This window comes from Lysinibacillus sp. Y5S-8 (assembly GCF_036894365.1).
GTDB lineage: Bacteria > Bacillota > Bacilli > Bacillales_A > Planococcaceae > Lysinibacillus > Lysinibacillus fusiformis_D.
Window position 1 is genome coordinate 249,099 of sequence record NZ_CP145889.1, and the last position, 14,501, is coordinate 263,599.

Here is a 14,501-nt window from a genome sequence, read left to right on the forward strand (position 1 = left end):
TACAATGGCGAGAATAGGTATTTATGGTTCATCCTTTGATCCTATTACCAATGTTCATCTTTGGACAGCAAGCACAGTCGCGCACCGCTGTAAATTAGATAAAGTCATTTTTTTACCTTGTTCAAACAAACGTAAAGATAAAACGATAAAAACAGCAGATACTCATCGTTGGAATATGCTACAGCTGGCCATTGCTAAGGATGATCGTTTTATTGCAGATTCCTATGAGATGGACCAAGAAGGCTGGAACATCTATACTTATGACACGATGAAATACTTTAGAGAAAAACATCCAGAGGATGAAGTGCATTTTATCATGGGCGCTGATTTATTAGTGGATATCGGCGCGGGATTGTGGAAAAAAGGTGACGCATTAGTTGCGGAGAATAAATTTATTGTAATGGCTAGACATGGCATCGATATGCTATCAACGATTAGCCGTTCTCCCATTTTAAGAAATAATGATGATGGTAGATTCCATCTGATAGATAAAGGGCTCGCGATGGAAATTAGCTCTACTTATATTCGGGAGGAATTTGCGATGGGGGGAGAGCCGAGATACCTCTTGCCTACTGCTTGTTACGACTATATTAAAGAGCATCATCTTTATCAAAAATAATGGAATTATTTTTTTAAGTGTGGTTGGATGCCACACTTTTTTTAATTTTGAAAAGATGGTGAATTTCATCATATGTAGCTCTAGGTAAGCTATAATAAAAATAGCAGCGGAATACACCCTTTTTGCTGACGATAATTACAATGATTAATGTTAGAAAGGAATTCATGGATGTGCAGCTTACATTAACATTTCTTATTTTAGGAGCAACAATTTTTGCATTTGTGACCAATAAAATACGAGCAGATCTTGTAGCTATTGTGTCACTTCTAGCATTTGTCATTGCGGATATTCTAACGCCAACGGAGGCATTAGCTGGTTTTTCAAACTCTGTCGTTTTAATGATTGCAGGGCTATTTGTCGTGGGCGCAGGAATATTACGCACAGGTCTAGCAGGAATGGCAGGGCAACTCTTACTTAAATGGTCGGGCAATAGTGAGCTGAAATTATTTGTGCTACTGCTTATTATTGTAGGATCTGTTGGTGCCTTTATGAGCAATACTGGTACCGTAGCATTAATGATGCCAATCGTTGTAAGTATAGCGATTAGTATGAAAGTTAGTCCGTCTAAGTTTCTACTCCCACTATCATATGTAGCAAGTCTTTCTGGTCTGATGACACTGATTGCGTCACCAACGAATTTAATTGTCAGTCAGTTATTGGTTGATCGAGGCTATAATAAACTTGGCTTTTTTGAAGTGACCCCTATTGGTATTGTAGGGATGATTGCTGGAATTACTTATTTAGTGCTTGTACGTAATATTCTATTACCAAAGGATCAAAACCGTACACAAACAAATGAAGGCTATAAACTTTCACCAAAAAAAATTATTAAGCAATATGATTTAAATAATCGTCTATTTAAAATCGCTGTTCCTGAAGACTCACCGATTATTGAGACATCTTTAGCAGAGTTAAAACTGCCAGCTAAGTACACGCTCTGTATGATGAAAATTCATCGTAAATCACAGGAGGGTATCAATTTACTGCCGATGACATATCAGGAAATGGCAGGTCCAACTAGTGTCATTCATGCCAAGGACGAGCTGTATGTTCAAGGAGAAGTAGAGGATATTCGTCGTTTTGTTGAGGATTATCATCTTGAGATGCAAGGGTTAGTGGAAGGAGAAGCTGACGAATTGGTATCGAAACATCTCGGTATTGCAGAGGTGTTGCTGACACCTAATTCGAGCTTTATTAATGAAACTGTTAGCTCTCTTGGATTCAGGGAAAAATATAATTTAAATATCATTGGCATTAATCGCAGAGGCGGTTATAAGCTTCAGGATATGGTTTCTCATAAATTGAAATTTGGAGATGCCATATTAGTACAGGGAGCATGGGATGAAATTCTCTTGTTAGCAAGAGAGACCCAGGATGTCGTGGTTGTCGGTCAGCCTAAAGAACACGCGAGTGTGGCAGCCGCTACAGGTAAAGCTGGTATTGCCGGTTTAATTATGCTGTTGATGATTATTTTAATGGCATTCGAAGTTTTCCCAGCTGTAATCTCAGTAATGATTGGTGCTGTGTTGATGATATTAACAGGCTGTTTACGAAACATGGAAGATGCCTATAGCAATATGAATTTTGAAAGTATTGTGCTGGTGGCTGCAATGTTGCCAATGGCGACGGCGTTAGAAAAAACTGGAGGCATGACCATCTTATCGGATGGTATTATTAATGCCCTGGGTGATTTTGGACCCTATGGCGTGCTCATTGGTGTTTATATTTTAACAGCTATATTTGGTCAATTTATAAGTAATACGGCAACTGCTGTATTGTTCGCGCCCATTGCAATGAGTGCAGCTATTGCTATGGAAGTTAGTCCTACAACATTTATGATTGCAGTAGCAGTTGCGGCAAGTATGGCATTTGCTACGCCAATTGCTTCTCCTACGAATGCGCTAGTAATGACGGCGGGGGGCTACAAATTTATGGATTTTGTAAGAATAGGGGTACCATTACAAATTGTTATGTTTATCGTTATGATGATTGCCATCCCATTCTTTTTCCCGTTTTAAAAACTCGGTTTCTATACCGAGTTTTTTATTTTATATAAAGATCTATTATTTTTTATCGAAAAGTATGATAAAATTCTTTTTTAGATAGCGGTATAACATGGCGCTCACTTGTGAAAATTGAATTTTAGGTTGTCATTATTTTTACGGATATATATATAGGAAGTTTTTCATTACCAAGAAAAAAGTTAAATTTTTTTCATGAAAAGTGTTGACCTTTTAAAAATAAGAGTGTAGTATTATACAAGTCGCCACGGTGACACGCTAAAATAAAGCAAAACATGAACCTTGAAAACTGAACAAGCAAAACGTAATCAATAAAGTTTTCAGTAACTAACTTCGGTTAGTGAACGAAACAAAATTTTGGACATCAAAATGATGCCAGCAAAACAATTTGAGCTATTCAAATTTCTTTTATGGAGAGTTTGATCCTGGCTCAGGACGAACGCTGGCGGCGTGCCTAATACATGCAAGTCGAGCGAACAGAGAAGGAGCTTGCTCCTTCGACGTTAGCGGCGGACGGGTGAGTAACACGTGGGCAACCTACCCTATAGTTTGGGATAACTCCGGGAAACCGGGGCTAATACCGAATAATCTGTTTCACCTCATGGTGAAACACTGAAAGACGGTTTCGGCTGTCGCTATAGGATGGGCCCGCGGCGCATTAGCTAGTTGGTGAGGTAACGGCTCACCAAGGCGACGATGCGTAGCCGACCTGAGAGGGTGATCGGCCACACTGGGACTGAGACACGGCCCAGACTCCTACGGGAGGCAGCAGTAGGGAATCTTCCACAATGGGCGAAAGCCTGATGGAGCAACGCCGCGTGAGTGAAGAAGGATTTCGGTTCGTAAAACTCTGTTGTAAGGGAAGAACAAGTACAGTAGTAACTGGCTGTACCTTGACGGTACCTTATTAGAAAGCCACGGCTAACTACGTGCCAGCAGCCGCGGTAATACGTAGGTGGCAAGCGTTGTCCGGAATTATTGGGCGTAAAGCGCGCGCAGGTGGTTTCTTAAGTCTGATGTGAAAGCCCACGGCTCAACCGTGGAGGGTCATTGGAAACTGGGAGACTTGAGTGCAGAAGAGGATAGTGGAATTCCAAGTGTAGCGGTGAAATGCGTAGAGATTTGGAGGAACACCAGTGGCGAAGGCGACTATCTGGTCTGTAACTGACACTGAGGCGCGAAAGCGTGGGGAGCAAACAGGATTAGATACCCTGGTAGTCCACGCCGTAAACGATGAGTGCTAAGTGTTAGGGGGTTTCCGCCCCTTAGTGCTGCAGCTAACGCATTAAGCACTCCGCCTGGGGAGTACGGTCGCAAGACTGAAACTCAAAGGAATTGACGGGGGCCCGCACAAGCGGTGGAGCATGTGGTTTAATTCGAAGCAACGCGAAGAACCTTACCAGGTCTTGACATCCCGTTGACCACTGTAGAGATATAGTTTCCCCTTCGGGGGCAACGGTGACAGGTGGTGCATGGTTGTCGTCAGCTCGTGTCGTGAGATGTTGGGTTAAGTCCCGCAACGAGCGCAACCCTTGATCTTAGTTGCCATCATTTAGTTGGGCACTCTAAGGTGACTGCCGGTGACAAACCGGAGGAAGGTGGGGATGACGTCAAATCATCATGCCCCTTATGACCTGGGCTACACACGTGCTACAATGGACGATACAAACGGTTGCCAACTCGCGAGAGGGAGCTAATCCGATAAAGTCGTTCTCAGTTCGGATTGTAGGCTGCAACTCGCCTACATGAAGCCGGAATCGCTAGTAATCGCGGATCAGCATGCCGCGGTGAATACGTTCCCGGGCCTTGTACACACCGCCCGTCACACCACGAGAGTTTGTAACACCCGAAGTCGGTGAGGTAACCTTTTGGAGCCAGCCGCCGAAGGTGGGATAGATGATTGGGGTGAAGTCGTAACAAGGTAGCCGTATCGGAAGGTGCGGCTGGATCACCTCCTTTCTAAGGATTATTTCGGAATACAAACCTAGGGTTTGTAAGATTACGTTTTGCGTTCAGTTTTGAAGGTTCATTCTTCTTGAATGAAAATCTTCAAAACTTGTTCTTTGAAAACTGGATAAAACGACATTGAAATTGTAACAAACACATTTATTTTTTAAGTTTTTTTATAGGCTTAATAACATTAAAAGGTTTCAAGACACGAGCAGTTCTAGGAAGCAATCGAGTGAATGAAGGAGCGTACTTGAGTACGTGACTGATTGAACGAGTGAAGCTGACAACGAAATGTGATGTGTATTGAAAGCTGTTAGGTTAAGTTATTAAGGGCGCACGGCGAATGCCTTGGCACTAGGAGCCGAAGAAGGACGGCACTAACACCGATATGCTTCGGGGAGCTGTAAGTGAGCTTTGATCCGGAGATTTCCGAATGGGGGAACCCACTACGTTTAATCGCGTAGTATCTTGACGTGAATACATAGCGTCTTGAAGGCAGACCCAGGGAACTGAAACATCTAAGTACCTGGAGGAAGAGAAAGAAAAATCGATTCCCTGAGTAGCGGCGAGCGAAACGGGAAGAGCCCAAACCAAGAGGCTTGCCTCTTGGGGTTGTAGGACACTCAATACGGAGTTACAAAAGAGCGAGTTAGATGAAGCGACTTGGAAAGGTCCGCCAGAGCAGGTAAAAGCCCTGTAGTCGAAAGTTCGTTCTCTCCTGAGTGGATCCTGAGTACGGCGGAACACGTGAAATTCCGTCGGAATCCGGGAGGACCATCTCCCAAGGCTAAATACTACCTAGTGACCGATAGTGAACCAGTACCGTGAGGGAAAGGTGAAAAGCACCCCGGAAGGGGAGTGAAAGAGATCCTGAAACCGTGTGCCTACAAGTAGTTAGAGCCCGTTAATGGGTGATAGCGTGCCTTTTGTAGAATGAACCGGCGAGTTACGATTACGTGCGAGGTTAAGCTTTAGAAGGCGGAGCCGCAGCGAAAGCGAGTCTGAATAGGGCGAAATAGTACGTGGTCGTAGACCCGAAACCAGGTGATCTACCCATGTCCAGGGTGAAGGTAAGGTAACACTTACTGGAGGCCCGAACCCACGCACGTTGAAAAGTGCGGGGATGAGGTGTGGGTAGCGGAGAAATTCCAATCGAACTTGGAGATAGCTGGTTCTCTCCGAAATAGCTTTAGGGCTAGCCTCGTGATGAGAATACTGGAGGTAGAGCACTGTTTGGACTAGGGGGCCATCCCGGTTTACCGAATTCAGACAAACTCCGAATGCCAGATATTTATACACGGGAGTCAGACTGCGAGTGATAAGATCCGTAGTCAAAAGGGAAACAGCCCAGACCACCAGCTAAGGTCCCAAAGTAATCGTTAAGTGGAAAAGGATGTGGCGTTGCACAGACAACCAGGATGTTGGCTTAGAAGCAGCCATCATTTAAAGAGTGCGTAATAGCTCACTGGTCGAGTGACGCTGCGCCGAAAATGTATCGGGGCTAAACGATTCACCGAAGCTGTGGATTGACATCTACGATGTCAGTGGTAGGAGAGCGTTCTAAGTGCGTTGAAGTCAGACCGGAAGGACTGGTGGAGCGCTTAGAAGTGAGAATGCCGGTATGAGTAGCGAAAGACGGGTGAGAATCCCGTCCACCGTATGACTAAGGTTTCCTGAGGAAGGCTCGTCCGCTCAGGGTTAGTCGGGACCTAAGCCGAGGCCGATAGGCGTAGGCGATGGACAACAGGTTGATATTCCTGTACCACCTCCTCACCGTTTGAGAAATGGGGGGACGCAGTAGGATAGGGTAAGCGCGCTGTTGGTTATGCGCGTCCAAGCAGTAAGGCGTGTGTGTAGGCAAATCCGCACACTGTAACGTTGAGCTGTGATGGCGAGTCCGTATGGACGAAGTTCCTGATTTCACACTGCCAAGAAAAGCCTCTATCGAGGTGAGAGGTGCCCGTACCGCAAACCGACACAGGTAGTCGAGGAGAGAATCCTAAGGTGTGCGAGAGAACTCTCGTTAAGGAACTCGGCAAAATGACCCCGTAACTTCGGGAGAAGGGGTGCTCTTGAGCGTGCAAGCGCATGAGAGCCGCAGTGAATAGGCCCAGGCGACTGTTTAGCAAAAACACAGGTCTCTGCAAAACCGTAAGGTGACGTATAGGGGCTGACGCCTGCCCGGTGCTGGAAGGTTAAGAGGAGTGGTTAGCGCAAGCGAAGCTGCGAATTGAAGCCCCAGTAAACGGCGGCCGTAACTATAACGGTCCTAAGGTAGCGAAATTCCTTGTCGGGTAAGTTCCGACCCGCACGAAAGGCGTAACGATCTGGGCACTGTCTCAACGAGAGACTCGGTGAAATTATAGTACCTGTGAAGATGCAGGTTACCCGCGACAGGACGGAAAGACCCCGTGGAGCTTTACTGTAGCCTGATATTGAATTTTGGTACAACTTGTACAGGATAGGTAGGAGCCAGAGATCTCGGAGCGCCAGCTTCGAAGGAGGCGTCGGTGGGATACTACCCTGGTTGTATTGAAATTCTAACCCATGCCCCTTAGCGGGGCAGGAGACAGTGTCAGGCGGACAGTTTGACTGGGGCGGTCGCCTCCTAAAAGGTAACGGAGGCGCCCAAAGGTTCCCTCAGAATGGTTGGAAATCATTCGTAGAGTGTAAAGGCACAAGGGAGCTTGACTGCGAGACCTACAAGTCGAGCAGGGTCGAAAGACGGGCTTAGTGATCCGGTGGTTCCGCATGGAAGGGCCATCGCTCAACGGATAAAAGCTACCCCGGGGATAACAGGCTTATCTCCCCCAAGAGTCCACATCGACGGGGAGGTTTGGCACCTCGATGTCGGCTCATCGCATCCTGGGGCTGTAGTCGGTCCCAAGGGTTGGGCTGTTCGCCCATTAAAGCGGTACGCGAGCTGGGTTCAGAACGTCGTGAGACAGTTCGGTCCCTATCCGTCGTGGGCGTAGGAAATTTGAGAGGAGCTGTCCTTAGTACGAGAGGACCGGGATGGACACACCGCTGGTGTACCAGTTGTCTTGCCAAAGGCATCGCTGGGTAGCTATGTGTGGACGGGATAAGTGCTGAAAGCATCTAAGCATGAAGCCCCCCTCAAGATGAGATTTCCCATTACGCAAGTAAGTAAGATCCCTCAAAGACGATGAGGTAGATAGGTTCGAGGTGGAAGTGTGGTGACACATGGAGCTGACGAATACTAATCGATCGAGGACTTAACCAAAAACGTTTGAAACATTCAATGCACGTTTATCCAGTTTTGAAAGAACAACTCTTTCAACTGAATAAGTGAAGTGATGATGGCAAAGAGGCCACACCCGTTCCCATACCGAACACGGAAGTTAAGCTCTTTAGCGCCGATGGTAGTTGGGGGCTTCCCCCTGTGAGAGTAGGACATCGCTTCGCTTATTTTTCGTGGAGGATTAGCTCAGCTGGGAGAGCATCTGCCTTACAAGCAGAGGGTCGGCGGTTCGAGCCCGTCATCCTCCACCATTATTTATACAACAGTATAGTATTATCGCGGGGTGGAGCAGTGGTAGCTCGTCGGGCTCATAACCCGAAGGTCGTTGGTTCAAATCCAGCCCCCGCAACCAAATGGTCCCGTGGTGTAGCGGTTAACATGCCTGCCTGTCACGCAGGAGATCGCCGGTTCGATCCCGGTCGGGACCGCCATTTTTTTTTGCCGGTGTAGCTCAGTTGGTAGAGCAACTGACTTGTAATCAGTAGGTCGTGGGTTCGACTCCTATCGCCGGCACCATTCCCTTGGAGGGGTAGCGAAGTGGCTAAACGCGGCGGACTGTAAATCCGCTCCTTAGGGTTCGGCGGTTCGAATCCGTCCCCCTCCACCATTTTAGGGGCATAGTTCAACGGTAGAATAGAGGTCTCCAAAACCTTTGGTGTGGGTTCGATTCCTACTGCCCCTGCCAGGTATTGAGGTACTCGTTCATATACAGCTGTTATAATTTATATAGTGGCGATTGTGGCGAAGTGGTTAACGCATCGGATTGTGGTTCCGACATTCGTGGGTTCGATTCCCATCAGTCGCCCCATTTTCAAATTGGGGTATAGCCAAGCGGTAAGGCAACGGATTTTGATTCCGTCATGCCTAGGTTCGAATCCTAGTACCCCAGCCATTTTTCTTTTTTACGAGCCATTAGCTCAGTTGGTAGAGCATCTGACTTTTAATCAGAGGGTCGAAGGTTCGAGTCCTTCATGGCTCATCGTTTTTAATGAATATTGCGCCCGTAGCTCAATTGGATAGAGCGTCTGACTACGGATCAGAAGGTTATGGGTTCGACTCCTGTCGGGCGCGCCAATAAATTTATGTTTTCGGAATGTAGCTCAGCTTGGTAGAGCACTTGGTTTGGGACCAAGGGGTCGTAGGTTCGAATCCTGTCATTCCGACCATTTTTTATGTTAAATGGGGCCTTAGCTCAGCTGGGAGAGCGCCTGCCTTGCACGCAGGAGGTCAGCGGTTCGATCCCGCTAGGCTCCACCAGTTCAATATTTTTGGAGGTATACCCAAGTCTGGCTGAAGGGATCGGTCTTGAAAACCGACAGGCGGGTAACACCGCGCGGGGGTTCGAATCCCTCTACCTCCTCCATTTTGGGTCAGTAGCTCAGTTGGTAGAGCATTAGATTGAAGCTCTAAGTGTCGGCGGTTCGATTCCGTCCTGACCCACCATTATTTGCGGGTGTAGTTTAATGGTAAAACCTCAGCCTTCCAAGCTGATGTCGTGAGTTCGATTCTCATCACCCGCTCCAAAATGGGCCTATAGCTCAGCTGGTTAGAGCGCACGCCTGATAAGCGTGAGGTCGATGGTTCGAGTCCATTTAGGCCCATCATTATTCCGAAGTAGCTCAGTTGGTAGTAGCACCTGACTGTTAATCAGGTTGTCGCAGGTTCGAGTCCTGCCTTCGGAGCCACGGCCCGTTGGTCAAGTGGTTAAGACACCGCCCTTTCACGGCGGTAACACGGGTTCGAATCCCGTACGGGTCATCAAGCATGTAGCACAAATATGTGTTACATGCTTTTTCTTTTATCAATAAATGACATAGTAGTAAAGAGTGAAAGCTACGAATCCGCTATCAATGGTTCAGTAGCTTTTTTACATGACTAATATTTTGTTTCTCCTTTCTAATAAGATGTTTCCCACTACTTTTCCTTCTTCATTCACAATATTTTCTAACCATGATTCGATTCATTGTAAATTTGAACAAACTATTTCATATATGCAATATGTATGTTTTTTTATGGCTATTTTCGTGGTGCTTGTCGTTTTGTTCCTCTAATATGAGGATAAGTGGAGGAATCGAAATGAATATACAGGAGATCCAGCAATTTTTAAGTTTATATCAGACAGAACAAGATGAATCAGAACGTTGGTTAGCGAATAGATTACAACAGATTAAGAATGCAGGTGAGTACGACCCAACAACAGAGGAGGTAGCTTTTGGTGCACGGGTGGCGTGGCGTAATAGTAACAAATGTATTGGTCGTCTGTTTTGGCAATCATTGCATGTAGTAGATGCACGTGCCGTTTTAGATGAACAGGATATTTTTCAAAAACTACTGGAGCATATCGATTATGCAACAAATAGTGGAAAGATCCGTCCAACAATAACAGTATTTGCTTCGAACAGAGTGCGTATATGGAATCATCAGCTAATTCGTTATGCAGGCTATGAAACGGAAGCTGGCGTTATAGGTGATGCACATTCTATTGCTTTTACTAAAGTATGTGAATCGTTAGGTTGGAAAAGTGAGAGGACACCATTCGATGTGTTACCTCTTGTTATACAAGTAGATGAGCGAGCTCCGCAGCTGTTTACAATTCCTGTAGAATATATTTTAGAGGTGCCAATTCGTCATCCAGAGTCAGTGGATGTAGAGAAATTAGGAATGAAATGGTATGCTGTACCCATTATTTCAAGTATGCGTTTTCAAATGGCAGGCATTGATTTTCAAGCGGCACCCTTTAATGGCTGGTATATGGGGACAGAAATCGGTGCACGTAATTTAGCAGATCATGACCGTTATAATATGCTACCAGCTATTGCGGAGGTTTTTAATCTTGATACAACCAAGCAAGCTTCACTTTGGCGTGATCGTGCATTAGTGGAGCTTAATATTGCTGTCCTTCATTCTTTTAAAGAACAAGGCGTGAGCATTGTCGATCATCATACAGCTGCTCAGCAGTTTAAATTGTTTGAAGAAGCAGAGGAATCAGCAGGACGAGACGTTACAGGCAACTGGACATGGCTAATCCCACCACTTTCGCCCGCAACGACTCATATTTTCCATAAGCCGTATATCAATATTTATCATACACCCAATTATTTTTATCAAAAACCATGCTATTAACTGATTGTGGAGAGGACGAAACGCTATGTTGAATGAGCAAATTTCGAGTATCCCGTGGTTACAATTGACGACACCTTATGGTAGAGGAACGGCAATCCCGCAGCTGATTGAACAGGAGCAATATACAGAGCTAGCTGAGTTAGTGGAGCATCAAGGTACACTATGGCAGGTCACACCATGGGTTTTGCTTGTCCTTTTAAAAAAGCTTGCTAGCAAAGATACGAAGGAGGCACTGACTACCTTTTTTGAGACAGTAAAAAAACACCTTTTAAACTGCCAGTTGACGGTATTTTACCGGCGACTGGTTGTTTAGTTTCGTTTGGATACGGATATTGTTATAATAGTGTATATATTCTTCGACGATTCGAATCACACAAGCATTAGACGTGCTGTGTATTCCGTCGAGATAGAACGTTTCGGACTTTAGCGAGGAGTGAAACGTTTCGATTGGGGAATTATCAGCGGGCGTGCCTTTGCGGGACATGCTCATGGTAATTCCTTTTTCTTTTACTGCTGCTTGATAAACATAGGACGTATACACAGAGCCCTGATCGCTATGCAGAATGATATCCTCAGGCAGCTGCTTCAATTGAGCGAGCGTATCTAAGATAAACGTTGTATCTTGTGTATCACCGACTGTATAGGCAATGATTTCACCATTGTATAAATCCATGATGCTTGAAAGATATAACATCGACTGACCAAAAGGCAAGTAAGTAATATCGGTTACGAGCTTCTGGAGGGGTGCTGTTGCCTTAAAATCACGGGCTAATGTATTGTCTGCTATGTCCGCTGGTTGACCGGTACGTTTACGCTTTTTTACTTTGACACGACAAGACCAATTATATTTTTGCATCACTCTTTGTACCGTTTTTTCTGCAATTTCTGGAAATAAAGTAGCGATTTTACGATAGCCATAACGATATTTATGGGCTGCACAAGCTTCACCAATCGCTTGATCTCGACTATCTTTATTGGACAGTATCCCACGTTGTTTTCGCCAACGGTAATAGGTAGCCCTCGCCACGCCCATATGTGCACAAATAGTTTGAATAGACATGGTTCCTTTTAATTCTTCTACGAGGTCTACGAATGCTTGTCCAACCACTTCCTCTCCAATTCTTTGTACTTTTTTAGTACTTCAATTTGTTGTTTTAAGAAACGAATTTCAGCTTGTAAACGTGCCTCCTCTGTATCGTATTCAGGACCTTTACCAAATGAATACTGTTTCCCAACCGGTTGTTGTAATCGTTGATGCTCTCCTTCACGATACCATTTCATCCACACTTTTAGTTGCGTATGATTTTTAATATTTAATGGCTCAAGCACTTCCTTCACTGGCACACCAGCTAACCTCATTTCAATCGCTTTCATTTTTATCTCAATTGGATAACTTACTCTTGTACCCATAGAAAAAACACCTCCACGTTGATTGTTTGGTATTCAATACCCGTTTTTCAACGAAAGGTGTTTTTATTTGTCTCATATTTTTAGGTCAGTGCGGGATGTCTCTGTACAAGAAGTAGAGCTTTATTTAGCTGTGGCACATGCAATTTCTGAGGATTATCTAGACCCATCATATTCAGTTCAAACTATGCAGGAGCTGTTAGATGTCAAATATTTATGGATGGATCACGAAGAGAATGATGAGCTGGAATGGGAGGAGGAAACGCCAAAGGGTTATGAGCAGAAAGCTTTTGTAAGCTATTATTATTTTAGTTATATACTCTTACAAGAGGCTGTTCCTATTTTTGCAGCAGTTATAGCTCACAACAAAGAAACAGCGGACCATCTTGCTGAACTGTTAACCTTACTACAGCAATTGGACAAATAAAACGTCTATACCTATATAGAAGTAAAGCAGATGGGGAACATGAGCAGTTATCCCATCTGCTTTATTTTAATGGACATATTCGTCTTTAGAAGCTCTCATTGAGCAAAAGAAAAGAATGGTCGCCACAACTACAAAGAGCCAACCAGCAATATTCCAGCCACCCAATAAATCATGTAAGTAGCCAAAAAGAATAGGGCCAATGGCGGCAAATAAATAACCTAATGATTGTGCAAAGCCTGATAAATCTGCTGCCTCAAATGCCGTGCGTGTACGAAGTGTAAAGAACATCATCGCTAAGGCAAATGAAGAACCTCCTGCTAAACCTAAAAGAATCATCCACAGTACCCCAAGACTTGTCCACTCCATGACAACTCCAATAAAGCCTATTAAATAGAAGAATGTAAACATCACTACAAGATGTCTTTGAGAAGCCATTTTACTTGCAATGATAGGCACAGCCAATGCCATTGGTACTTGTGAAAATTGCATGATAGAAAACATCCAGCCAGCTTTGTCAGGAGCCAATCCCTGGGCGATATAGATTTCAGGAATCCAAGCAGCTGTCGTATAAAATAATAAAGACTGTAACCCCATTGCACCTGTGACAGCCCAAGTAACAGGAGACTTCCATAAGGGTGTACCTGTTATTTTAGAGGTAGTGGCAGGCTCAGGTTTATTTGATTTCAATTGAGGTATCCAAATTAAAATCGTTACGACCACTAGTACAAGTGCAATGGACAGTGCTCCTTGCCAGCCAAATGATGAATTGGCTATAGGATAGCTAATACCTGCGCCAAGCCCAGCCGTTAAGTTCATTGACATGGTGAAAAAAGCCATTAATAAACCAACATGGTATGGAAATTTTAATTTTAATAATCCTGGAATCAGCACATTTCCAAATGATATGGCTACGCCGATGAGTACAGTACCAAATACAAGTAACCCCGTTGTACCAAGGGAACGTAGAACAATCCCCAAGGCTAATAAAATAGTGGATAAAAATAGTGTTAGCTCAAGCCCTAGTTTGCGTGCTACAATGGGCGCAAATGGTGAGATGGTAGCAAAAGCGAGCAATGGAATCGTTGTTAGAAAGCCTGCAAGTACATTAGAAATACCAAGATCGTCACGGATAAATGATATAATAGGGCCAACAACAGTTAGTGGCATTCTTAATGTAGAGGCTATAAAGATAACTCCGAAGACTAAAAGTAAGGTTGTTCCCTTCCAGCTAATTTTTTTACTCGGAAAACTAGCGGAATGATCATTTGTAGTCAAAATAATTCCCCCTGTTCGTAACCATTCTAATTGAACTACTATAACACTTTAACAAACCAATAAAAATAGTAGAAGATTCACAAAATACAGAACATTTATTGTTATATTGAAATGTCAAAGGTCTTATGCTAATATAATAAGCATCATAAATTTAATAATTATATGCCTCATGTTTGTATTGAGGTAGAGGTCGCGATATTTATAAGTATGCTAATGGAAATGACAAGCATTGATGAAATTAGCTGAAAGGGAATATTGCCGAAGTGTGAGGGGACTTGAAAACCTCATGCTGGGGCTGTCTCCGAAAGGAACAGAACTGTCACGTTTGCACAACGTGTTGAGCTATCATTTAGGAAAAACTGAGGATTAACTTAGCCATCACAGTGTATATGTGATGGCATTTTTTTGCCTCGTAAA

Annotated in this window: 7 protein-coding genes, 18 tRNA genes, 3 rRNA genes and 1 riboswitch; of the genes, 26 read left to right on the forward strand and 2 right to left on the reverse strand. The window is 44.4% G+C overall.

The features are described 5' to 3' along the window. Positions 1–4 precede the first annotated feature (4 nt). The 25 genes from nadD to V6670_RS01260 all read left to right on the forward strand — a co-directional run bounded on the left by nadD (position 5) and on the right by V6670_RS01260 (position 11,288). Complete coding sequence (nadD, locus tag V6670_RS01140; RefSeq protein ID WP_338652273.1) at positions 5–619, forward strand: nicotinate-nucleotide adenylyltransferase; 615 nt, start codon at positions 5–7, stop codon at positions 617–619. A gap of 164 nt (positions 620–783) precedes the next feature. Continuing rightward, positions 784–2,637, forward strand: a complete 1,854-nt coding sequence (locus tag V6670_RS01145) for an SLC13 family permease (protein ID WP_058844639.1) — start codon at positions 784–786, stop codon at positions 2,635–2,637. Positions 2,638–3,047: 410 nt separating this feature from the next. After that, positions 3,048–4,599, forward strand: a 16S ribosomal RNA gene (locus tag V6670_RS01150). A 307-nt stretch (positions 4,600–4,906) separates the two neighbouring features. Continuing rightward, positions 4,907–7,834: ribosomal RNA gene (locus V6670_RS01155) — 23S ribosomal RNA — on the forward strand. Positions 7,835–7,900: 66 nt separating this feature from the next. Further along, positions 7,901–8,016: ribosomal RNA gene (gene rrf / locus V6670_RS01160) — 5S ribosomal RNA — on the forward strand. Together the 16S, 23S and 5S rRNA genes with 18 tRNA genes alongside form the textbook arrangement of a ribosomal RNA operon. An 11-nt stretch (positions 8,017–8,027) precedes the next feature. Beyond that, positions 8,028–8,103, forward strand: a tRNA-Val gene (locus tag V6670_RS01165). 26 nt (positions 8,104–8,129) lie between these two features. Then, positions 8,130–8,204: transfer RNA gene (locus V6670_RS01170), tRNA-Met, on the forward strand. 3 nt (positions 8,205–8,207) lie between these two features. Further along, positions 8,208–8,283, forward strand: a tRNA-Asp gene (locus V6670_RS01175). A gap of 9 nt (positions 8,284–8,292) precedes the next feature. After that, a tRNA-Thr gene (locus V6670_RS01180) sits at positions 8,293–8,368 on the forward strand. Between the two features lie 7 nt (positions 8,369–8,375). Then, positions 8,376–8,459 (forward strand) — tRNA-Tyr (locus V6670_RS01185). A gap of 4 nt (positions 8,460–8,463) precedes the next feature. After that, positions 8,464–8,537: transfer RNA gene (locus V6670_RS01190), tRNA-Trp, on the forward strand. Positions 8,538–8,584: 47 nt separating this feature from the next. After that, positions 8,585–8,660, forward strand: a tRNA-His gene (locus V6670_RS01195). A gap of 9 nt (positions 8,661–8,669) precedes the next feature. Beyond that, a tRNA-Gln gene (locus V6670_RS01200) sits at positions 8,670–8,744 on the forward strand. 14 nt (positions 8,745–8,758) lie between these two features. After that, a tRNA-Lys gene (locus tag V6670_RS01205) sits at positions 8,759–8,831 on the forward strand. Between the two features lie 18 nt (positions 8,832–8,849). Next, positions 8,850–8,926 (forward strand) — tRNA-Arg (locus tag V6670_RS01210). A gap of 15 nt (positions 8,927–8,941) precedes the next feature. Next, a tRNA-Pro gene (locus V6670_RS01215) sits at positions 8,942–9,018 on the forward strand. A gap of 15 nt (positions 9,019–9,033) precedes the next feature. Beyond that, positions 9,034–9,109 (forward strand) — tRNA-Ala (locus V6670_RS01220). 13 nt (positions 9,110–9,122) lie between these two features. Beyond that, positions 9,123–9,215: transfer RNA gene (locus V6670_RS01225), tRNA-Ser, on the forward strand. A 4-nt stretch (positions 9,216–9,219) separates the two neighbouring features. Further along, positions 9,220–9,295: transfer RNA gene (locus V6670_RS01230), tRNA-Phe, on the forward strand. 6 nt (positions 9,296–9,301) lie between these two features. Further along, positions 9,302–9,375 (forward strand) — tRNA-Gly (locus V6670_RS01235). Between the two features lie 4 nt (positions 9,376–9,379). Continuing rightward, positions 9,380–9,453, forward strand: a tRNA-Ile gene (locus tag V6670_RS01240). A gap of 7 nt (positions 9,454–9,460) precedes the next feature. Then, positions 9,461–9,537: transfer RNA gene (locus V6670_RS01245), tRNA-Asn, on the forward strand. 1 nt (position 9,538) lies between these two features. Further along, positions 9,539–9,610, forward strand: a tRNA-Glu gene (locus V6670_RS01250). Positions 9,611–9,928: 318 nt separating this feature from the next. Beyond that, on the forward strand, positions 9,929–10,975 hold the full coding sequence (locus V6670_RS01255; protein WP_338652274.1) for a nitric oxide synthase oxygenase: 1,047 nt from the start codon (positions 9,929–9,931) through the stop codon (positions 10,973–10,975). Between the two features lie 25 nt (positions 10,976–11,000). Then, positions 11,001–11,288, forward strand: a complete 288-nt coding sequence (locus tag V6670_RS01260) for a hypothetical protein (protein ID WP_338652275.1) — start codon at positions 11,001–11,003, stop codon at positions 11,286–11,288. On the opposite strand, the gene V6670_RS01265 is transcribed toward V6670_RS01260, so the two are convergent. After that, positions 11,244–12,385 (reverse strand): IS3 family transposase gene (locus V6670_RS01265; protein ID WP_338652276.1). Its coding sequence is split into 2 segments (ribosomal slippage): positions 11,244–12,112 and positions 12,112–12,385, totalling 1,143 coding nucleotides; the frame shifts between segments, so codons are not numbered across the junction. The genes V6670_RS01260 and V6670_RS01265 overlap by 45 nt on opposite strands. 67 nt (positions 12,386–12,452) lie before the next feature. Here V6670_RS01265 and V6670_RS01270 point away from each other — a divergent pair. Next, entirely contained in the window at positions 12,453–12,809 is a 357-nt protein-coding gene (locus tag V6670_RS01270) for a hypothetical protein (RefSeq protein ID WP_141905894.1), read from the forward strand. 66 nt (positions 12,810–12,875) lie between these two features. Here the strand turns inward: V6670_RS01270 and V6670_RS01275 are convergent, their stop codons facing one another. Further along, on the reverse strand, positions 12,876–14,084 hold the full coding sequence (locus V6670_RS01275; protein ID WP_338652277.1) for an MFS transporter: 1,209 nt from the start codon (positions 14,082–14,084) through the stop codon (positions 12,876–12,878). A 176-nt stretch (positions 14,085–14,260) separates the two neighbouring features. Further along, positions 14,261–14,437, forward strand: a riboswitch (Lysine riboswitch). Positions 14,438–14,501 lie beyond the last annotated feature (64 nt).